Source organism: Acetobacter sp. AAB5 (assembly GCF_050106715.1).
Classification (GTDB): domain Bacteria; phylum Pseudomonadota; class Alphaproteobacteria; order Acetobacterales; family Acetobacteraceae; genus Acetobacter; species Acetobacter oryzifermentans.
The window spans coordinates 1-19,409 of record NZ_JBNIEW010000007.1; the positions used below are offsets into that span (position 1 = coordinate 1).

19 protein-coding genes and 1 tRNA gene are annotated in these 19,409 nt (G+C 52.3%); 8 read left to right on the plus strand and 12 right to left on the minus strand.

All coding sequences use genetic code 11. From position 1 onward, the window contains the following. The first annotated feature begins 333 nt into the window (after nucleotides 1-333). The 4 genes from ACP7IZ_RS08110 to ACP7IZ_RS08125 all read left to right on the plus strand — a co-directional run bounded on the left by ACP7IZ_RS08110 (nucleotide 334) and on the right by ACP7IZ_RS08125 (nucleotide 3,902). Nucleotides 334-753, plus strand: a complete 420-nt coding sequence (locus ACP7IZ_RS08110) for an NUDIX hydrolase (RefSeq protein WP_426848658.1) — start codon at nucleotides 334-336, stop codon at nucleotides 751-753. A 25-nt stretch (nucleotides 754-778) separates the two neighbouring features. Further along, nucleotides 779-1,675 carry a LysR substrate-binding domain-containing protein gene (locus ACP7IZ_RS08115; protein WP_426848659.1) on the plus strand — a complete coding sequence of 299 codons (897 nt, stop codon included), beginning with the start codon at nucleotides 779-781 and terminating at the stop codon, nucleotides 1,673-1,675. Between the two features lie 121 nt (nucleotides 1,676-1,796). After that, nucleotides 1,797-3,632 carry an FUSC family protein gene (locus tag ACP7IZ_RS08120; protein ID WP_426848660.1) on the plus strand — a complete coding sequence of 612 codons (1,836 nt, stop codon included), beginning with the start codon at nucleotides 1,797-1,799 and terminating at the stop codon, nucleotides 3,630-3,632. A 63-nt stretch (nucleotides 3,633-3,695) separates the two neighbouring features. Continuing rightward, nucleotides 3,696-3,902, plus strand: coding sequence for a hypothetical protein (locus tag ACP7IZ_RS08125; RefSeq protein ID WP_426848661.1), 207 nt, complete (start codon nucleotides 3,696-3,698; stop codon nucleotides 3,900-3,902). Between the two features lie 79 nt (nucleotides 3,903-3,981). Here ACP7IZ_RS08125 and ACP7IZ_RS08130 read toward each other — a convergent pair. Next, nucleotides 3,982-4,058, minus strand: a tRNA-Arg gene (locus ACP7IZ_RS08130). Between the two features lie 118 nt (nucleotides 4,059-4,176). Continuing rightward, nucleotides 4,177-5,286 carry an alpha/beta fold hydrolase gene (locus ACP7IZ_RS08135; RefSeq protein ID WP_426848662.1) on the minus strand — a complete coding sequence of 370 codons (1,110 nt, stop codon included), beginning with the start codon at nucleotides 5,284-5,286 and terminating at the stop codon, nucleotides 4,177-4,179. A gap of 60 nt (nucleotides 5,287-5,346) precedes the next feature. Between ACP7IZ_RS08135 and ACP7IZ_RS08140 the strand changes: the two genes are divergently transcribed. Continuing rightward, nucleotides 5,347-5,562: a zinc-finger domain-containing protein gene (locus ACP7IZ_RS08140; RefSeq protein WP_426848663.1), complete on the plus strand. Its 216-nt coding sequence runs from the start codon at nucleotides 5,347-5,349 to the stop codon at nucleotides 5,560-5,562. Between the two features lie 94 nt (nucleotides 5,563-5,656). After that, nucleotides 5,657-7,852 (plus strand): protein-disulfide reductase DsbD family protein, encoded by a 2,196-nt coding sequence (locus ACP7IZ_RS08145; RefSeq protein ID WP_426848664.1) that lies wholly within the window; start codon nucleotides 5,657-5,659, stop codon nucleotides 7,850-7,852. On the opposite strand, the gene ACP7IZ_RS08150 is transcribed toward ACP7IZ_RS08145, so the two are convergent. From ACP7IZ_RS08150 to ACP7IZ_RS08190, 9 genes are all read right to left on the minus strand, one after another. Continuing rightward, complete coding sequence (locus tag ACP7IZ_RS08150; protein WP_426848665.1) at nucleotides 7,849-8,187, minus strand: DMT family transporter; 339 nt, start codon at nucleotides 8,185-8,187, stop codon at nucleotides 7,849-7,851. The two genes, ACP7IZ_RS08145 and ACP7IZ_RS08150, sit on opposite strands and share 4 nt — an antisense overlap. 18 nt (nucleotides 8,188-8,205) lie before the next feature. Continuing rightward, the gene (gene serS / locus ACP7IZ_RS08155; protein ID WP_426848667.1) at nucleotides 8,206-9,474 is read right to left on the minus strand and encodes a serine--tRNA ligase; all 1,269 of its coding nucleotides are present in this window, start codon (nucleotides 9,472-9,474) and stop codon (nucleotides 8,206-8,208) included. A gap of 3 nt (nucleotides 9,475-9,477) precedes the next feature. After that, nucleotides 9,478-10,308 (minus strand): twin-arginine translocase subunit TatC, encoded by an 831-nt coding sequence (gene tatC / locus ACP7IZ_RS08160; protein ID WP_089179480.1) that lies wholly within the window; start codon nucleotides 10,306-10,308, stop codon nucleotides 9,478-9,480. Then, complete coding sequence (gene tatB, locus ACP7IZ_RS08165; protein ID WP_426848669.1) at nucleotides 10,305-10,973, minus strand: Sec-independent protein translocase protein TatB; 669 nt, start codon at nucleotides 10,971-10,973, stop codon at nucleotides 10,305-10,307. Before tatB ends, tatC begins: the two co-directional genes overlap by 4 nt. A gap of 72 nt (nucleotides 10,974-11,045) precedes the next feature. Beyond that, complete coding sequence (gene scpB, locus ACP7IZ_RS08170) at nucleotides 11,046-11,912, minus strand: SMC-Scp complex subunit ScpB (RefSeq protein ID WP_426848670.1); 867 nt, start codon at nucleotides 11,910-11,912, stop codon at nucleotides 11,046-11,048. After that, on the minus strand, nucleotides 11,909-12,826 hold the full coding sequence (locus ACP7IZ_RS08175; protein WP_426848672.1) for a segregation and condensation protein A: 918 nt from the start codon (nucleotides 12,824-12,826) through the stop codon (nucleotides 11,909-11,911). The genes scpB and ACP7IZ_RS08175 overlap by 4 nt, the downstream gene beginning before the upstream one ends. A gap of 20 nt (nucleotides 12,827-12,846) precedes the next feature. Then, the gene (locus ACP7IZ_RS08180) at nucleotides 12,847-13,839 is read right to left on the minus strand and encodes an SPOR domain-containing protein (RefSeq protein WP_426848673.1); all 993 of its coding nucleotides are present in this window, start codon (nucleotides 13,837-13,839) and stop codon (nucleotides 12,847-12,849) included. Then, the gene (argS, locus tag ACP7IZ_RS08185) at nucleotides 13,839-15,638 is read right to left on the minus strand and encodes an arginine--tRNA ligase (RefSeq protein WP_426848675.1); all 1,800 of its coding nucleotides are present in this window, start codon (nucleotides 15,636-15,638) and stop codon (nucleotides 13,839-13,841) included. The genes ACP7IZ_RS08180 and argS overlap by 1 nt, the downstream gene beginning before the upstream one ends. A 47-nt stretch (nucleotides 15,639-15,685) precedes the next feature. Beyond that, nucleotides 15,686-16,906 (minus strand): deoxyguanosinetriphosphate triphosphohydrolase, encoded by a 1,221-nt coding sequence (locus ACP7IZ_RS08190; RefSeq protein WP_426848677.1) that lies wholly within the window; start codon nucleotides 16,904-16,906, stop codon nucleotides 15,686-15,688. Between the two features lie 122 nt (nucleotides 16,907-17,028). On the opposite strand from ACP7IZ_RS08190, the gene ACP7IZ_RS08195 reads away from it, so the two are divergent. Then, nucleotides 17,029-17,397, plus strand: a complete 369-nt coding sequence (locus tag ACP7IZ_RS08195; protein WP_063354509.1) for a HesB/IscA family protein — start codon at nucleotides 17,029-17,031, stop codon at nucleotides 17,395-17,397. Next, on the plus strand, nucleotides 17,394-18,179 hold the full coding sequence (xth, locus tag ACP7IZ_RS08200) for an exodeoxyribonuclease III (RefSeq protein ID WP_426848678.1): 786 nt from the start codon (nucleotides 17,394-17,396) through the stop codon (nucleotides 18,177-18,179). Before ACP7IZ_RS08195 ends, xth begins: the two co-directional genes overlap by 4 nt. 132 nt (nucleotides 18,180-18,311) lie before the next feature. Here xth and ACP7IZ_RS08205 read toward each other — a convergent pair whose 3' ends face one another. Continuing rightward, nucleotides 18,312-19,352: a glycosyltransferase gene (locus ACP7IZ_RS08205; RefSeq protein ID WP_426848679.1), complete on the minus strand. Its 1,041-nt coding sequence runs from the start codon at nucleotides 19,350-19,352 to the stop codon at nucleotides 18,312-18,314. Nucleotides 19,353-19,409: the final 57 nt, after the last annotated feature.

The window sequence follows — 19,409 nt, forward strand, 5'->3', positions numbered from 1 at the left end:
TCTTGTCAAAGACCAAAAGAGCCGAATAACCTAGCAGATCTTCCTAAACCCGCCAAGACCACTCCGTCTCGGTGAAGCAGCTTCTACACCCCATAAACATACGTCGTCAACACCCATCCCCAAAAAAAATGTAACTAGCTGAAAATAAACAATATCCTTATGAAAAACCGATTCCTCGCAGAACGACTACAGCCTCAAAAATGGCAGTTTTCCTAGGTTACCGTGAGATTACCTTTCTGTAGCACTTTTAAATAAACTGAATTTTCTGCCCTAACGGCGCACCTGATTTCAGGTTACACACGCTTTATTCCCTATTTTGCAGGAGAAATTTTTATGCCTTCCTCTCCTCGAACAATCTATCTTTCGACTGCCTTGCTCGTTTCCCCTGCCAAAAACATTCTGTTGGTTCGGAAACAGGGAACACACTTTTTTATGCAACCCGGAGGCAAGCGTGAAACGCACGAAACACCAGAACAAACACTGGAGCGCGAGCTACAGGAAGAAATATCGCTGACAGTTTCTGTTTCTGTACACAACCATATTGGCCGCTTTCGTGCTCCAGCAGCCAATGAACCCGACCACATTATTGAAGCCGAACTATTCCAATTACCTATTCAGACAGAAATGGTTTCACCCGCAGCTGAGATAGAGCAAATTATATGGATTAACCCTTTTGGTTTTGCGGATGATCTGCCTTTGGCGCCATTTACAAAGGACACCGTTATCCCACTCGCACGCACTTTACTTTCTTGAGCATTCATTAGGTTCATTTCAAACCATGTTTTTACGCCAGCTTTCTTATTTGATTGCCCTAGACAAATATCGCCATTTTTCACGCGCGGCAGAGCATTGCGGTGTTTCTCAACCCGCGCTTTCTGCCGGGATACGCCAGTTAGAAAGCGAACTGGGAATTACCATTATAAATCGGAACAGGCGCTTTAATGGTCTGACGGAAGAAGGCCAACGTGTTCTGGCATGGGCACGCCAAACGGTTTCAGACTTAACGAATTTGCGCCAAGAGGCTGCCTTTGCTCAGGATGTCGCCGGTGGTTCCATAGCTATTGGCATTATGCCCCCCACCATGCAGGTTATACCATTACTGATAGAGAGCCTGAGAGCCGCCATTCCGGCTTTACATGTAAGCATCACGGTTTGTTCCAACGCCGAAATTTTACACCAACTCAGAGAACACCAGATCCAACTTGGCCTGATGTATCTGGATCAGATCCCCCCAGAAGGACCTTTTGATACGCACGCCCTCTATCAAGAACAGCACGTATTAGCTGCTGGCGAGGGCATAGCACTGCCTCACACGCGCCATTGTTCATGGGAAGCAATCAGCCGGTTGCCTTTGGGGCTTCTCAACCCACAGATGCGTAGTCGGCAATTTATAGATGCCGCGTTTCGTGAAGCGGGCATAAGACCCCATATCATGCTAGAAACAAATGCTATGGAACTCTTGCATACAGAAGTACTTGCCAGCCGCCTTGCAACAATCTTGCCGGTGGCGGCTCTTCCTGAACGGAGCAGCATATTACAAACACGTTTGTTAGAAAATCTGCCCACCCCTGATGTCGGCGTTGTGCGCTTGCAACAAACTATTATGCCCACCCTATCCATGCGCGCCTGGGAAATTTTACAGAAGTTGGATTTTCACCACTCTTACTCTATCTAAAATGTTCACTGAATTTGTTGTGTTTTCATCATAAATATTACTTATGATATAATTACAACAAACACTTGGACGGCTGTTTTTGTATCCGGCAGCGTGCGTTTTCCGACCTGCAGGAAACGTTATGCGCACACTTACCGCCGCTATAGGGCAACCTTTTAACAAATCAGCTTTAGCGTGGCTGCTGGCACCTAGCGTGCCAGATGTTCTGTTCGCACTCCGTACCGCGAGTGCGGCCTGCCTCTCGTTGCTAATTGCCATGTGGATGGAGCTAGACAGCCCCCAATGGGCACCACTGACTGTATGGGTGGTGGCTCTTTCCTCCCGCGGGGAAAGTCTTTCAAAAGCACGGTGGCGTATTGTTGGCACGCTTATTGGCTGCTGCGCCGCTTTTGTATTGATTGCAGCATTTCCCCAAGAACCCGGCCTGTTTTTTTGCAGTCTTGCACTGTGGATTGGCGTGTGCTGCGGATTGGCAACTTTTGGCACCGGTTACCGTGCCTATGGCTTGCTGGTTACCAGCTTTACTTCGGCCATTGTGGCATCTGGCGCCATTATGCAGCCAGACAATATCTTTGATATCGCCATGGCCCGTAGCTCCTACATTATCTTGGGAATTGTGTGTGAGGCCACTTTGGCCGTGTTGTTTATGCCGGGCTTGCAGGAACACGCGCAAAAACGCCTTTTAGAGCGCCTGAGCACAACCCTGCTCAGCACAAACCAAGGTATTGCTTCACTTATCCATCGCCCTCGCGCCATCACACTGGAGCCTGCATTATCTGCACTTCTCAGTGCCAATGCGCGTGCAGAATATGATGCGCTGGAAATGGGCCCACATTCTCATGCCGCAGATCACGCACGCGCTGCTTTTGCAGGCATGATTACCATGCTGGCCCGCGGATATGGCCTTGCCCTAACACATCAACTCACACCAACAAACCACACCATGCAGGCTGATGAAGCCGCAATTCGCCAGCACATTCAGGCCTGTATGTACCCAAAATCAGGAGATCATTTCCGCTTCAGGTTGCAATCTCGCAGACATGCCGTAGAGGCAATGGATAACGGTATCCGGGCCTGCTTGGGTATTCTTGGGGCTTGGCTTGTTTGGGAAGTAACCGCATGGCCCGCAGGCCCTACGTTTTTTTCTTTTGTTTCGCTCGTATATGGCTTGCTGGCTACGCGTGAAAATCCGCTTTTAGCGGCTGCTCCTTTTTTCAAGGGTGCTTTATGGTGCGGGTTAATTGCAGCTTTGTACGCGTTACTTGTTATTCCCGCCATAACGGCACCAGAACTTCTGGTCCTGCTACTGTTTATTCCAATGATTATTGGTGGACTGGCCGCGCGCCACACACAAACAGCAGGATATGCTTTTTCATTCAACATGTTCCTACCAGTGCTGCTAGGCCCTGCCAATCAGGGACGATTTGATGAACAATCTTTTTTCAATACCACCCTAGCGTTTCTGGGCGCTGTGTTGTTCACCCGGTGGACTTTTCTGATTATCTTTCCCTTCCGGCTTGATTCCCACATGCGCCGCACACGCCGATGGATTGAAAAAAGCCTGAACCATCTGGCACGTACGGGTGATAAAACCCAACCCCATATCTGGCTTTCCAGAAATGCCGAAAGCCTTGTGAGAATTATCAATACCTCCAAAGCTCTCCCTCAGCGAAAGACGGAGCAGTATATTCAGGAACAAATCTTATACATGGTGAAAGGCCTGTATCTGATTTTTCTACGGGATACAGTGAAAGACAAAACGCTTCCCGCGGCCTTAAAAACCGAACTCAAAAAAATCCTTCGCATCTGGGCGTCTGGCAGCTCTATGCGCATGCAACAAACTCAGGATCTTCTAAATAGATTGAAACAGGAAGATGTCATTCCTTCTGCTCCAGACCAAGCGCTCATAGAAAAAATATGCACATATCTGCATGTTCTGGCTGCCCCCATGAAATAATGGTTTTTCAGCCCTGTTCACGGTCTTACATATTTGGTGCTGAGACACTTACTGCCCGAGAGAATGCGCCGTATGCCCAAACCTAAAAACGACACACCAAACACAGATCGGGTAACCCAACGCGCATCTTCCTCTCAAACAGGAGCCAACTTGGGGAGTGGCGCGGGTATTACCGTATTTTTGGGTTTTATCGGGTTTATTGCTTCCCCGCGCGCAAGCCTGCGTAGCTTGTTAGAAGATGCAAAAGACCATTACCGACGCAAAAAATAAGGCACACTGTCTAACCGAAACCACAAAAGTGTCTAACTTTTGCAGAATACCGCAGAAAATCGCCAATAATTTCAAAGGATGGTGGACCCGGCGCGATTCGAACGCGCGACCTTTGCCTTCGGAGGGCAACGCTCTATCCAGCTGAGCTACGGGTCCGTGCGCCTTCCCTAACGCAATTCGGGGGTATTTGCCAAGCCTCTATCTGCATTATCCTGATAACTTCCTGTAGATAGATTTTTTCTTATTCTGGCTTTGTCATTCTGTCTGGATGGATTTAACGCGCCAAACCATCCAACCATGAGGCCGGAAACCACTTTCCCTCTGTCTTTGCCGGGTTTTGTGCCTGCCATGCACTGGCGGCTACATCTCCACCTGATGGTAAAAAGCTGTCTGGCTGCGTTATCCAGGTCAGCATGTCCTGCATCACCTGTTTTCCGTTTTTGTCGCGCAGCAACAAATGATGCCCGCCGGAAATCAGGTCCAACCGTGTGCCTTTGGGCAGAGTTTCCCATACTTTAGCCATTGCCTTGGAAGGCACGAGTTGGTCTTTATCTCCATACACACAAAGCAACTGCCCTTTAATTTGCGGTGCTGCTGTGGCTGCCTGTTTCATCAAGCTTACCAACCCACGTAAAGCCTCAAGCTGGGTGGCTCGCAGAGTAAGCGGGTCAAAATACAGGCGCAAAAGAGCTGCCGGATTATCACTTGCCACCACGTGCACGGGCAGTTCCCGCCCTGTTACCAAATGGTGCGGAAAAAGCGTTGCCAGAACATCCAGTGGAATATCGGCCCCAAGGCCCAGATTCCACACAGCGGGTGCCAACAGCAATGTGCCTGCAACAGATGGTGCATCCGCGCCAGACATCAAAAGCATGAGAATAGCGCCTCCCATGCTTTCGCCCGTAAGATAGAGCGGTATTTGCGGGTTTTCTTGCTGAAGAATGGCTATTTCCTCCCGCACATCCTGCACCATGCGGTCTGAACCTGCCCATTCTCCACGGTTTGGGGCTTCTCCAAACCCGCGTTGGTCTGGGGCCACCACGGTTATACCCTGCCCGGCAAAAAATGGCGCAGGTTGCTCCCATGCATCACGGCTATCATTAAACCCATGCAGCGCAAGCAATATGCCACGAGCTTGCCCTTGCGCCTGCCATACGCGCGCAGGAAGAGCTGCACCATCCGACAGAGTAAACATACGGTCAGGCGGAACCAACCGGGCGGCTGCCGCAAAGCGTGGTGGAGGCTTGGGGGGATCAGGAAGTTTCATGCTGCATCCTGTCATACTCAAAAACACAACCAGTAATGCGCAGCAATAGCGACCATACTTGCTCACGCGCATGGGAAGATAAGAAAGGTGCAAAACCACAGCCCACACAGCTATCATGCACACAGCCTGCACATGTCTTTCATTTAGGCATCATAGCAAAAAGGGGATACCACACCTATGTTGATACAGCCTGCCAACCCTGTGCCACACCCCAAACTGGGGCATGTTGAAACCATTATGGTGGACAAACGCAAAATTGCCTGCGATGGCGGCTTAAGCGAACTTGGACACCCCCGCGTATGGCTGAAAATTGGCGGACATCAAACTGTATGCCCCTATTGTTCACGCCTGTTTGTACTGCAGCCAGATGCCGAAGGAGAGGCAGAACACTAACTGCTTTTTCTGCATCCTTTGCTTTCACCAACAGCAGGTTACAATTACAGGCAAGTTTGGCCTATGCTGCGCGCTCCTTATCGCAGAATGCACCATGAGTTTGCCTGTTATGCCCTTCCCACGTCTTACTGCTTCTGGCCTATCTCATTCTCTTGCCTGGATGCAGGCAAGGCGGAACAGGCGTAGCTTTACAGGCTGGCGGGCTGGCTCTGTAGTCATTTTGATGATGGCGTGTGTTTTTTCCAATGCTTCAGCAATCGCAGCGGAAAGCCCACAGATTAAAACCGGCCATAGCATAGCAAGCCTGATAACAGCATCTGATACCGCTGATGCCAGTGCTCCCTTACATATTGCCTTGCGGCTTCAGCTTCAAAACGGCTGGCACACCTACTGGCAAAATCCGGGAGATGCGGGAGATCCGCCAACTATCACCATAAATGCTGATGGCGCGCTGCAAGGCAGCACGCAAACCATTCATTGGCCGGTGCCTCAGCGCATTCCCGATTCTTCGTTAATGTCTTACGCCTATACAGGCGATGTTATTCTGCCTCTGGACCTCCCCCTTCAGACCGCAGACCAGAAATCAGACAAAATAAACATTAAGGCGCATGCAAACTGGCTGGTGTGCGAGCACGTCTGCGTGCCAGAGGAAGCTGATCTTGCGCTTACGCTGAATAAAGGCTCTCCAACGCCCTCCGCTCAAGCGCCTTTATTTGAGCAAACCTCACAGCACTCGGCTGTGCCCTCACCTTACACAGCAACCTTTTCCTCCAATGGTATTTTACAGCTGACTGGCAAGGATCTGAGCCCCACATCCGTATCCGATGCGTGGTTCATGCCAGAGCAGCAAGGAAAAATTGCCGAAGCCGCCGAACAAAAACCCACTATTCACAACGGCTCTGTCACACTGCACCTTAAACCGACTGCGGATTTTTCTGCCCTGCGGTCCTTAGCTGGCATTGTGGTTTTGAAGGACAAAGCGGGCACAGAACGCGCGCTGCAAATAAATGCCAGCCCCGGTGCATTAACTGATACACCAGAAAATACGCTCGCTGCTTCCCCCAGCTTTATACAGCAAATGCTGTTTGCCTTTATAGGCGGCCTTATCCTTAACCTGATGCCATGTGTCTTTCCCATTCTGGCCATGAAGGCTTTGGCAATCACCCGGCTAGGCCACGCCGCAAGGCGAGAACAGATCCTGAGCGCATCCTGTTATGCAGTTGGGGTTATTGGCAGTTTTACCCTTCTGGGCGCAATCATGATGGCAGCACGCCTGACAGGTGCGGCAACGGGCTGGGGCTTTCAGTTTCAATCCCCTCTTTTTGTGGGGATGATCTGTTGGCTCCTTTTTGCCATGGCCCTGAATCTTCTGGGCGTATTTTCTTTTTCTGCCGTTTCTATCAGCAGCACGCCACATACGCGCCACAGCTTGTGGAATGATATTTTAACAGGCGTGCTTGCTGTTGTTGTGGCCTCACCTTGCACCGCCCCTTTTATGGGCGTGGCTATTGCGGGGGCACTTTCTGGCCCCCCAATTGCCGGGCTTACCGTATTTGCCGCACTCGGGTTGGGGTTGGCGCTGCCTTATCTGTTGATTGCAACTTACCCTTCCTGCGCCAGAATGTTGCCCCGCCCCGGCGCATGGATGGTTTATTTGCGCCAGTTTCTGGCATTCCCTCTGTTGGCATCCTGCGTGTGGTTGCTATGGGTTGCCACGCTGGAAGGTGGTGCTTCCATAGTTGTGTTGCTTGGGTCCGGCATGGTGCTTTTAGGTTTGGCTGCATGGGTTTATGGTTTGGCCCAAACACACCAGAACACATTATCTAATCGCAAACGCTTTGCCCTGCACGGCTTGGCTTTATTGGCATTGCTTGGCGCATTATCCATGCTGCCCATATTACGGCAACAAACTGCGCCACCTTCTTCCGCACAAGGCATGCCCTTGCCTGAAGGCGTAGAAGCTTTTTCCGCCACTAAGCTACAAACCCTACATGCCAGCGGAAAAAATGTGTTTGTAGATATGACGGCTGCCTGGTGCATTACCTGTTTGGTAAACGAGCGCGTGGCGTTAGATGTGCCGGAAGTGCGCGAAGCCTTCAAAACCCAGAATGTCACCCTGTTGCGCGGAGACTGGACGACACATGATGCCGCTATTACGGCTTTCCTACGCCAGCATGGGCGCGATGGCGTGCCTTTTTACCTGTTCATTCCAGCTAACGGAACACCCGTAACACTGCCACAGGTGCTCACACCGGGGTTGGTTATTAAAACCATCAGTTCCGCACGTTAATGTTGTATGGAACCTGAAAACACATTGATCACCAGCACCCCGGCCATAATCAGGCCAATGCCAATAAGGGCTGGTGTATCCAGCATCTGCTTGAAAAACAAAGCGCCAATAGCAGAAACAAGCACAATGCCAACCCCGCTCCAGATGGCATAAACAATGCCTGTTGGAATAGTTTTGAGCGGAATGGACAGAAAATAAAAGGCACACCCATACGCTGCCAAGCTGGCAATAGCGTATCCCCAGCGCGCAAACCCGTGCGAGGCTGTGAGCAAGGATGTGCCGATCACTTCAGATACAATGGCAATTGCCAAGTATAAGGAGGGTTTGGAAACCATTGTATCTAAGCCTTGCCCTTAACTGATTTTTTCAGTGCCCCCCATATATGGGCGCAGAACATCCGGCACGGTCACAGAGCCATCTTCGTTCTGATAGTTTTCCATTACCGCAATAAGGGTGCGGCCTACAGCAAGGCCAGAACCATTCAGCGTATGCACAAAAGCAGGTGCGGCCCCTGCCTGTGGGCGATAACGGGCGTTCATGCGCCGGGCCTGAAAATCCCGCGTATTGGAGCATGAAGAAATTTCCCGCCAAGCATCTTGCCCCGGCAGCCATGCTTCCAGATCAAAGGTTTTTGCTGCGCCAAACCCGGTATCTCCAGCGCATAGCAGCATACGGCGATATGGGATATTCAGCTTTTCCAGAACTTTTTCTGCACAGCGCGTCATACGCTCATGCTCGGCATCACTTTCTTCTGGCGTGGTTACGGAAACCATTTCCACTTTTTCAAACTGATGCTGACGGAGCATCCCGCGCACATCGCGCCCGGCGGCTCCTGCCTCGCTCCGAAAGCATTGGCTTAGCGCTGTCATACGCAGTGGCAGTGCCGAAGCTTCCAAAATATCCCCAGAAACAGAAGCCGTAAGCGGCACCTCTGCTGTGGGAATAAGCCAGCGGCCATCTTCCGTGCGAAAGGATTGATCTGCAAATTTTGGCAGTTTGTCTGTTCCGTACATGGCATCATCATTCACCATGACGGGCACCTGCGTTTCCGTATATCCATGCTCTGTTACATGCAGATCCAGCATAAACTGGCCTAGGGCACGTGCCAGACGGGCAATACCACCACGCAGCACCACAAAACGTGAGCCGGAAAGCTTGGCGGCTGTTGCAAAATCCATCTGCTTCAACGTTTCACCCAGTTCAAAATGCTGCTTGGGTGTAAACGTAAAGGCAGGCTTTGTGCCCCATTCATGCTGCACCACGTTTGCGCTTTCATCCGGGCCTTCTGGCACGGTGGCATCCAAACGGTTTGGCAGGTTGGCCAGAAGGGCTGTGCTTTCACGCCCCAGAGTATTGACCTGTTCTTCCAGCGCTTCCATTTCTGCGCGCAAGGCCAAACCTTCGGCCTCCAGATCACTGCTATCGCCACCACTCCGCTTTAATGTGCCAATTTCACGCGCCAGCGCTTTCCGGCGGCCCTGCTTTTCCTGCAACACAGTTTGTGCTTGGCGGCGTTCTTCATCCCATGCCAGCAGCCGAGCCGAAACCGGCTCAATCCCGCGGCGGGCAAGATCAGCATCAAAAGCAGCGGGATCAGCCCGCAGGGCGCGAATATCATGCATGGGTTAGGGAACCTCCTGCTGGGTGTTGGACGTATCTTCCGCTTGGCTCGCCTTAAACTTAGGTTCAACCAAGCGCGCGCAGATAATGGAAATTTCGTAAAGTAAGACCAAGGGCACGGCCAGACCGATCTGGGTAATGACATCTGGCGGCATCAGAATAGCGGCAATAACAAAGGCACCTACAATGGCATAGCGGCGGAAACGGCGCAGCATATCCGCCGTAACAATGCCCACACGCGCCAGAAGTGTAAGCACCACCGGCAATTCAAACGCCACACCAAAGGCCATGATCAGCTTCATAACCAGAGAAAGGTATTCGGAAACCTTGGCTTGCAGTTCAATCTGCACCCCATCATGCCCAGCGCCTGCTGTTTGGAACGACAGGAAGAAACGCCACGCGATAGGAAAAATGAAGTAATAGGCCAAAGAGGCCCCAACCAGAAACAGAATGGGCGTTGCAATTAAAAAAGGTGCAAAAGCGCGTTTTTCCGATCGGTAAAGGCCGGGGGCTATAAAAATCCATGCCTGCATGGCCACAACGGGAAAAGAGAGGAACGCCGCCCCAAAAAACGCTACACGGATATAGGTAAAAAATGCCTCATACAGCGCCGTATAAATAAGATGCGGCTGCTCACCCTGCTGGCGCATAATTTCACCCAATGGGCGCGCCAGAAACAGATAGATATCACCCGCGTAGTGGTAACACAGCGCAAAACACAGAATAAAAGCCGCTCCCGCCCACAATAAACGGCGGCGCAATTCCAGCAGATGTTCGATCAACGGCATTGGCTGATCGTGAATAGGATCTTCCCCCACGGTTTCATTCTCGTTCATGGTTGATGATCCACCACTTGCTGTTCTGGCTCAGCCTCTTTTGGCTGCTCTGGCTGCATATCCATATCCTGCTGCCATGCCGGTCTACTTGGGCCAGATACACGCCCCAATCTTTCACCCGGCGCCACACTGCGCCCACCGTGCATGACGCGCACTGGTGGCAAAAATGCGGGTGGATGCAAGCGTTCCTGCTCCTTCAAAATGCGGCGCACAATATTGGGCGGCAATTCTGGCGGGGCACTGGCAATATCTTCATCTGTTACGGCTGGTTCATATGTACTGGGCACATAAGCAGAAACATTGGTTGTGCTTTGTGTGCTGGAAGCTGGCATGTCCAATGCACGAGGGCCCGCAGGAATATGCTGTTCAGCAATTTGTGGCGGAGGTGCGAAAGAACTGCTTAACGTACCATCCGAATCAATGGCCTTCATGATCCGATTACGTACATTGAGGTTTTTGAGGTCTCGGACTTGATCGCGCACTTCTGTCAGATCTGCTTCACGCACCATCTCATCAACGTGAGACTGGAACTCTCCGGCCAGTTTACGTGCCTTTTTTACAGCCCCAGCCAGCCCACGAATGGCCACGGGCAAATCCTTCGGGCCGATCACGACCAGAGCCACGGCGCCAATTAGCGCGATTTCAGACCAGGCAAAATCAAACATGGGCAGTTCCGTTGCTGCACGCACCGCACGGGAAAAACAAAAACGCCCGCGCAACCAGATGCAGAGTATCTATCACGAGCCTTCTGGCGCGGGAACACGCGGTTTTACGCTTTCTTCCGCAACCTCTGGCGTTTTCTCTGCCTGCGCATCTGTATTTTCAGCGCCTTCAACTGGATCAGCCTCCGCCTGTAGCTCACTATCCGGCACGGCATCAGCATCTGACGTATCGGGCGTATGTTCCGTTTGGTCTGCGGCTTCTTCCTCGCCCTTTGCAAACGTAATTTCGGTTTGAGGCCGCCCCATTGCTCCCGCGTTTTCGGGCACTTCCACCAACAGTTCCTCCCTACGCGGCAGATCCGCCAAGGAACGTAAGCTAAAGTGACGTAAAAAATCCTGCGTGGTGCCCCACAGCACCGGCCGCCCCGGCACTTCCTTGCGCCCTTTAGGCATAATAAGCGCAGATTCTATCAACGTATCCAGCACATTCTGCCCAAGGCTGACACCGCGTATTTCTTCTATCTGTACGCGTGTACAGGGCTGGTGGTAAGCAATAATGGCCAGTGTTTCCATAACTGCACGTGAAAAACGGCGCGGCCGCTCCAATACACGCGTAAGGGCTGGTGCCAGATCTGGCGCTGTCCGAAACTGCCATCCTCCGGCTATTTCAACAGGCATTACACCGCGGCCTTCATAACGCTGCACAAGGGCTTGCAAAACAGCCGTTACAAACGTTGCCAGATTATCCACCCCATCTGGCACAAGCTGACGCAATTCCAGCAACTCCGCCAACCGGCGCGCACTTACAGGTTCGGTAGAAGCAAAAATAAGCGCTTCAGCCAGACGCAAAGCCTCTTCTGAAACCATAGTGTTTTCAGGCTGAACCACTTTAATGGCTCCTTCACTTTCAGAAGCAGGTTTATCCACCATGTCAGTGATCATGAAGTTTGTGCTTCTTCTGCTGGAAGTATGTTTTCAGCACTATCATGCTCGGACTCATGTATTTCTTCATGCGGGCGTAGCATGATCTGTCCAAAAACCTCTTCCTGCCGCAATTCCAGCCTTCCACTTTTTGCCAATTCCAGCCCCGCAATAAGTGTACCCGCCACAGCAGCGCGCCGTTGGCGCACCGCATCTGCTCCTTCTGCCTGTTCTGGCAAAACATCTGGCAAAAAAGCATCCAGACTGCTCCAGCCCGGTGGTGTTTCACCTAGCAGACGTGTCAGCCTGCTTAAGGCATCCTGCACAGTCCAGAACCGTAAAGTGCGTGGAGCATAAATTCTCTTGCGCGCATTACGCCGCATAGCCGCCATATAGGCCCGCATAAGCTGCGGCATATCTAGCGCCAGACCAGAACGGTCTATTTCTACCAGATCTTCTGCCACGCCACGGGCGAATACATCCCGCCCCAATCTGGGCCTATCATCCAACCAGCGGGCCAGCTCACCCATACAGGCAAGTTCTATCAGCCGCTCCTGCAACAGTTCTGCGGCTTCTTCACCCTCTACAGCAAGTTCATCATCCGGAGGCAGCAACAGGCGGGATTTAAGCCACGCCAACCATGCTGCCATAACCAGCCAGTCTGCGGCCAATTCCAGCCGAACCCGGCGGGCATTTTCCACAACGGCAAGATATTGTTCTACAAGTTGCAGAATGGAAATACGGGCCAGATCAACCTTTTGCGCCCGAGCCAGATCAAGTAGAAGGTCCATAGGACCTTCAAATCCCTCCAACCGCAACAGCGGCACACGTGGTGCCTGCTCTGCCTGCGTATCAACATGAGCAGGCAGTACGCCAGAAGCCTCTACTGGGCTTAGCGCACTTTCAACATCTGCCTGCGTGTGTCCTGCTTCCATTCTGCCAAACCAGTTGCAGCTTACTGCCGCACTACCATGCAGGCCATGCCGCGTTCGCGCACCGCAGAGCAGAATTCACGCGCAGTTGCCACAGAAGCAAAGCCCTTTACGCGCAAGCGATAGAACGTAGCGTTATTCTGCTCCGTCCGCACAAAGGAAGGGGTGCTCTCTCCAAACAAGGTGGGGTAACGCGATTTCAGACGTGACCATTCCTTACGTGCTTCATCTTCGTTCTGCACCGCAGCCAACTGCACCTGATACTTTCCACCTTCTACACCGCCATGTGGCACAGTTGATGTTTTTGTATCAGCCGGTGCGGCTTTACTTGCTGCAGCAGTATCCTTGGCCGGAACAGGCGCGGCTGGCTTGGGTTTCGGGTTATTGGCAACCGATTGCGCAGCCGCCGTATCCCCTTCCTCTCCGCTGGTAGAAGCTTCGGTTTCTTCCTGCGCAGAGGTGCTTGGTGCGTCTGCCGGAGGTGCCGCAGCAGCCTGTTGATCTGCTGCCTGCCCAGCACCTGCTCCTTCTGCTCCTGTAGCCGGAACGGGTGCCCCCTCCGGCTTCGCAGAATCACTTCCACCCTGTGCGCCATATTGGGCAGCCAAGGCTTCTGGATTAGGTTTTTCTGGGGCCGGAACAGGGTGTGCTTTTGGGTCACCCTCCTCATCGGGCATGGCAACAGAATCAAGCTGCATCCCACCCGGATCAACCGGCTTTGTGCGCATGGAAACCGGTGGCGGCCCCATAATGGCGATACCATGCTGATGGTGCCCCATTAGCGCCCAGCCACCAATCCCCAACACCAGTAAACCGCCCAGACCAGCAGCCCCGTAAACCAGCCGCCGCGTACCCGTATCACTGCTTAAAAAGCGGGTCAGCACGTTTTCGGTTGGGCGGCCACCTACAGCCGTTGGCCGTGTTGGTGCCGGATCTTCATAATCCATGCTCATACGCTCACGCGCACGACTGATCCTGTCATCCGCTGAAAATTTAGGGCGGTCTTCATCACTCATCAGCGCATTTCCTCCACGGGTTCCACACCCATGACTGCAAGACCAGAGCGGATAACCACCGCCGTAGCTGCAACAAGGGCAAGACGCGCACGGGTTGCCTCTACGGCATCAGGCTGAAGGAAGCGCAAAGAAGCATCATCCCGGCCACGATTCCATAAGGCATGAAAATCACCCGCCACATCTGCAAGGTAGAAGGCCACACGATGGGGTTCGCGCGCAAGCGCTGCGGCTTCCACCATACGCGGCCATTCTGCCAAACGGCGAATAAGCGCCATTTCGGCATCGGATGTCAGAGATTCGAGCGATGCTGAAGCAAGAGCTGCCTCATCCGTATCACCATATGCAGCGGCTTCTGCAGCGGCGCGCAACACGGAGCGACAACGGGCGTGGGCGTACTGCACATAAAACACCGGGTTATCACGCTGCTGCGCCACCACCAGATCAAGATCGAACTCCATCTGGGCATCGCTCTTGCGGGTAAGCATGGTAAAGCGCACCGCATCACGCCCGACTTCATCAATCAGATCACGCAGAGTAACAAACGTGCCTGCCCGTTTGGACATTTTAACGGGCTGTCCATCACGCAGAATATGCACAATCTGGCACAGCACCACTTCAAGCGGCACCGTATCACCCGTAATCGCCTTAACGGCGGCCTTCATGCGTTTGACGTAACCACCGTGATCGGCCCCCCATACGTCAATCATCATCTGCGCACCACGGGCTACCTTATCTGCATGGTAGCCAATATCATTCGCAAAATAGGTATTGGTGCCATCAGACTTGCGCAGTGGACGATCTACATCATCCCCAAACTGAGTGGAACGGAACAAAAGCTGCTCACGCTCTTCCCAATCTTCCGGCAACTTGCCTTTGGGGGGCTCCAGCACGCCTTCATATAGCAGGCCCTGCTGTTCCAGTTTGCTGATGGCTGCATCTGTTACACCACGGCGCAACACTTCGGCTTCTGACGTAAACACATCGTGGTGCACACCAAGGGCTGCCAGATCCTCCTTGATAGCCGTGAGCATATGCGCCACGGCAAAACCACGCACTGTTTCCAGCCATGTGGCTTCCGGCGCTGGCAAGGGCGCACCATCTGCATCGGTTTCTGTCAGCTTGTTCCCGTATTCTGCCGCCAGCTCCATACCTACGGGAATAAGATATTCACCTTGATATTGCAGGCCACCGGGAGCCAGCGCAGAAAAATCATCCTGCGTCATTTTGGTGCCAAGGGCTTGCAGGTAGCGCCAGTAAGCTGCCCATGCCAGCGCTTTTACCTGTGCACCGGCATCATTAATGTAAAATTCCTTGGTAACGGCAAAGCCTGCCTTGGCCATAAGGTTGGCAAGGGCATCCCCCACCACAGCCCCACGGCAATGGCCTACATGCATAGGCCCTGTTGGGTTGGCGGAAACATACTCCACATTCACCCGTAAGCCTTTGCCTGCCTGAGATGCCCCATAGGCTTCACCCACACGCAACACTGCAGGCAGAACACTACGCATGACATCGGGCTTAAGCGTAATGTTCACAAAGCCCGGCCCGGCTGCGGCTACAGAGGCAACACCATCCACCTTTTGCAGGGCAGCTACCAGATCAGCCGCAATATCTGATGGTTTGCGGCGTGCCACCTTAGCCAGCAGGAGAGCGGCATTGGTTGCCATATCTCCGTGCGCGGGGTCTCGCGTTGGGGTCAGTTCCACGCGGGCCAGCGTTTCTTCCGGCACATTGGGCAGCAGTTCCTGCACAATGGCCAGAACATGTTGGCGATAACGCTGAAACACACAGTCAGACATAAAACACTTAACCCCGTAATAGTAAGAAAGCGCTGAAAGCGCGTTTATCAGCCTGCAACAGACAGGTCCGTCAACCGTCTATGTTCTTCCATGGCGTAGCGATCTGTCATGGAAGCCACATAATCCGCCACCACACGCCGTAACCCTGTGGCATCTTTTCCCTCTGCCTCACGCTGCCATTCAGCCGGCAGAAGGGATGGCGACTCCGTAAGCGTATCAAAAAGTTCTGCCGTAACGTGCCGGGCCTTGTGCGTCATCCGGTTCACGCGCCAATGGCGATACAGGTGGGCAAACAGAAACTTACGGATACCTTTATTGGCTTGGGCCATCTGCTCATGAAAGGCCACAACTGGGCCGGATGCTGCGCGTATATCCTCCACATGCCGAGGGGCCAGATCCTGCAAGCGTTCGCGCGTGCAGATCAACACATCCGTCACCAGTTTATGAATAACACGACGCACCATTTCATGACGGATACGCTGTAAAGTGCGTGTATCGTGAGAAGGCAGATCAGCCGCAGCCTTCCGCACTTCAAACAGTTCTTCCCCCACTACGGGCACATCTACCAGATCATCCAGCGAGAGCAGGCCTGATTTTACGCCATCGTCCAGATCATGCCCATGATAGGCAATATCATCCGCCAGTGCCGCCACCTGCGCCTCGGCAGAGGCGTATGTAGAAAGTTCCAGCGGAAACAGTGCATCTAATTCCAGCAATCGTGCAGGCGGGCGTTTAACTGGCCCATTATGCTTGGCCAACCCTTCCAGTGTTTCCCATGTCAGGTTCAACCCATCAAATGCCAGATACCGGCGTTCCTTCAGCATCACCTGCCGGAGGGCCTGTGTGTTATGGTCGAACCCACCCCATTCCTGCATATGGGCAGCCAGCGCATCTTCCCCCGCATGCCCAAAGGGCGTGTGCCCCAGATCATGCGCCAGAGCGACGGCTTCTGTTAGATCTTCATCCAGCTTCAGAAACCGAGCCATGGAGCGGGCCACCTGCGCCACTTCCAAGGAATGTGTCAGACGCGTGCGGAAGAAGTCTCCCTCATGGTTCACAAACACCTGCGTTTTATATTGCAGGCGACGAAAGCCCGAAGAATGGATTACTCTATCCCGATCACGCTGCCACGGTGAACGTGTGAGAGATTCTGGCTCATCATAAAGGCGGCGCGCCCGGCCTTCTCCTGGCTGAACAGCATAGGGCATCAGATCCCTGCATTCTGTCGTGTCTGGCACTCCTGCGGTTTCCTTTGCAGCACGGTCCACCAGCCTGTTGCCGGTATCCAATCCGGATGAAACTTATAGGAGTTTAGAATATTCCGCCAAAGTTGACTATTCTTGGCATCTTGCCCCTTCAAACCAGAGGGCGCGCAAGCTATTTAAGAAGGATGACCCAGCCAACACCCTTTTCCGTTTCGGAATCTGCGGCAAATCGCATTGCCAGTGTAATTGCCAAAAAGCAGGCAACTGCCACCCCAGAAACTCCAGCACCGGTTGCCATGCGTGTCTCTGTAGAAGCCGGGGGATGTAACGGCTTTCAGTATCTTTTCACGCTTATTCCCGCGGCTGATATTGCGGCCGATGATACGCGCATAGAAAAAAACGGTGCGTTGGTTGTGGTTGATCCGGCCAGTATGGATTTGCTGTCTGGCGCAGAGCTTGATTTTGCAGACAAGCTGATGGGCGCGCATTTTGCGGTAAACAACCCTAATGCAGCATCTTCCTGCGGCTGTGGCACAAGCTTTTCCGTAGCATGAAACTTGCGACTTGGAATGTAAACTCCGTCCGTCAACGCCTGGATCTGGTATTGGATTGGCTGAAGCGCGAACAGCCAGACGTGCTGATGCTGCAGGAAATCAAGTGCGAGACGGATCTATTCCCCAAAGCTGCCTTTGAGGATGCTGGGTATGGCTGCGCCGTAGTAGGGCAGAAATCCTACAATGGGGTTGCTACTCTTGTGCGTGGAGATTTTAGCGTCACCACAGATCACCTCCCCGGCTTTTCAGATCCGGCAGCACGGTATGTGGAAGTGCGCACCCAACATATTGTGCTGGGCAATTTGTATCTGCCCAATGGCAATTCAGGTGGAGAACAGGGCTATGCCACCAAGCTTGAGTTCCTAAACGCCTTAACAGCGCGCGCACGCCTTTTGCTGGCTGAAGAAACAGATTTTGTATTGGCGGGTGACTACAACATCTGTCCTGCCCCTATAGATTGCGCCCCCGGAGCCCTTGGCCCAGAAGATGCGCTTGTGCGCCCACAAAGCCGGGCTGCGTATCGTCGCTTACTCTGGCTGGGGCTGACAGATGCTTTGCGGGCAGTGCATCCAACAGGCGCAGCTTATACATTCTGGGATTATCAGGCCCGCGCATGGGAGCGAGATTGCGGGCTGCGGATTGACCACATGCTGCTTTCCCCTCGCCTTGCAGAACGTCTGCAAACGGCTGAACCTGATAAAAATGAACGCGCAATGCAGCGCCCATCTGACCATGTGCCCTTTATTGTAACGTTGAAAGACCCAGTAAAACCGGGCGCTTAAGACGCAAAAACCCCGGCGCATTCTATTGTTGCGCTGGGGTTAAACAGACGTGATTAAAGTATCAGGCTTTGCTTAGCCTTACAGAAAGAAAATTCTTTAAAACCGCGTTAAACAGCTTAGCAAACATTTCTTTCAAACCGCCGGAGGGAGTGTTTGAAAATCTGCAGCCTTACCGGCTTTTATAGCCTGTGTAATCAGCTTCCACCTTCTGCACACCAAGTGCGGATGCCGGAAATGATAGTAAACACTCTGCCTATTTTTAAAAATAATCTTTGATATAAAATATAGAATAATATTTGCATCATAAATATACTTATTTTTTACAAATTTTCTTTCAATATAAACACGATTACGAATAGAGAAATAAGTGCGGGAAAAGTTTTCTTCTTCACGCAGCCAGTGTTGCAATACGGAATCATTGACCTGCCATGATAGTTCCAGATCTTTGAGAACACTGTTCTGGCACGCCCAAATTTGCCCTCCGTTTTCTGTAATCCGCAGGGTAAAGTCGTAATCATCAAAATAAAGAAAAAGCCGTGCATCCGGCAGACCAACTTTTTGAATCCAGCTTTTATGAAACCAGAAACCACCATAAGCTGACATCTGCATTTGCAGGCATTTCAGCCCATCTTTCTGCCAAACCTTTGCTTTTTGTTTCCGCAGCAAAGTTTGCATGGAAAAACCGAAAAATGAGTTTTTTGTAATTCCGTGAAACTTACAGGTTTTAAAAAGCTTCTTATATGTTGTTTTATCTTCCCTAAAACTACTGAGACATACCTGCTTACTTGCCCCCATACTTATCCATGCTTTGGAAAGAGCTTTCAGGGAATCTGGCTCAGGCCTGTTATCATCATCCAGCACCCATATGTGCTGCGTGCTTTCACGCAAAGCCGCTGCCTGAATAGCCGCATGAAAACCACCGGCTGAACCCGTATTGGTTTGCAGGCGAATAATGGTAAGCCGATCTGCTCCGAATATTTCTGGCAATCTGGCAATTTCTGCCGCCACACTTTCTGCCGTGCCATTATCTACAACAACGGCATGCCCGGCACCGGCGCTAAAAACACCTTCCAAAACCTGTTTTAGAAAATGGACACGGTCACCATACGTAACAATGGCTGCGCATGTTCCTTGCAGAACTGCCTGCTCATTCCGTTCAAGATTATCGTGCATGCACATGTCTGCCCGTTGTGAAATGCCGTTATAAGTCGTCAGCCGAAACAGACTTCC

Coding starts and splice junctions, on each gene's coding strand:
- ACP7IZ_RS08120 (WP_426848660.1), top strand. CDS start 1,797: ATGCGCACACTTACCGCCGCTATAGGGCAACCTTTTAACAAATCAGCT.
- tatB (WP_426848669.1), bottom strand. CDS start 10,973: ATGTTTGATTTTGCCTGGTCTGAAATCGCGCTAATTGGCGCCGTGGCT.
- ACP7IZ_RS08145 (WP_426848664.1), top strand. CDS start 5,657: ATGAGTTTGCCTGTTATGCCCTTCCCACGTCTTACTGCTTCTGGCCTA.
- ACP7IZ_RS08205 (WP_426848679.1), bottom strand. CDS start 19,352: ATGCACGATAATCTTGAACGGAATGAGCAGGCAGTTCTGCAAGGAACA.
- ACP7IZ_RS08175 (WP_426848672.1), bottom strand. CDS start 12,826: ATGGAAGCAGGACACACGCAGGCAGATGTTGAAAGTGCGCTAAGCCCA.
- ACP7IZ_RS08110 (WP_426848658.1), top strand. CDS start 334: ATGCCTTCCTCTCCTCGAACAATCTATCTTTCGACTGCCTTGCTCGTT.
- xth (WP_426848678.1), top strand. CDS start 17,394: ATGAAACTTGCGACTTGGAATGTAAACTCCGTCCGTCAACGCCTGGAT.
- serS (WP_426848667.1), bottom strand. CDS start 9,474: ATGCATGATATTCGCGCCCTGCGGGCTGATCCCGCTGCTTTTGATGCT.
- argS (WP_426848675.1), bottom strand. CDS start 15,638: ATGTCTGACTGTGTGTTTCAGCGTTATCGCCAACATGTTCTGGCCATT.
- ACP7IZ_RS08180 (WP_426848673.1), bottom strand. CDS start 13,839: ATGAGTGATGAAGACCGCCCTAAATTTTCAGCGGATGACAGGATCAGT.
- ACP7IZ_RS08150 (WP_426848665.1), bottom strand. CDS start 8,187: ATGGTTTCCAAACCCTCCTTATACTTGGCAATTGCCATTGTATCTGAA.
- ACP7IZ_RS08140 (WP_426848663.1), top strand. CDS start 5,347: ATGTTGATACAGCCTGCCAACCCTGTGCCACACCCCAAACTGGGGCAT.
- ACP7IZ_RS08135 (WP_426848662.1), bottom strand. CDS start 5,286: ATGATAGCTGTGTGGGCTGTGGTTTTGCACCTTTCTTATCTTCCCATG.
- ACP7IZ_RS08195 (WP_063354509.1), top strand. CDS start 17,029: ATGACCCAGCCAACACCCTTTTCCGTTTCGGAATCTGCGGCAAATCGC.
- ACP7IZ_RS08115 (WP_426848659.1), top strand. CDS start 779: ATGTTTTTACGCCAGCTTTCTTATTTGATTGCCCTAGACAAATATCGC.
- tatC (WP_089179480.1), bottom strand. CDS start 10,308: ATGAACGAGAATGAAACCGTGGGGGAAGATCCTATTCACGATCAGCCA.
- ACP7IZ_RS08125 (WP_426848661.1), top strand. CDS start 3,696: ATGCGCCGTATGCCCAAACCTAAAAACGACACACCAAACACAGATCGG.
- scpB (WP_426848670.1), bottom strand. CDS start 11,912: ATGATCACTGACATGGTGGATAAACCTGCTTCTGAAAGTGAAGGAGCC.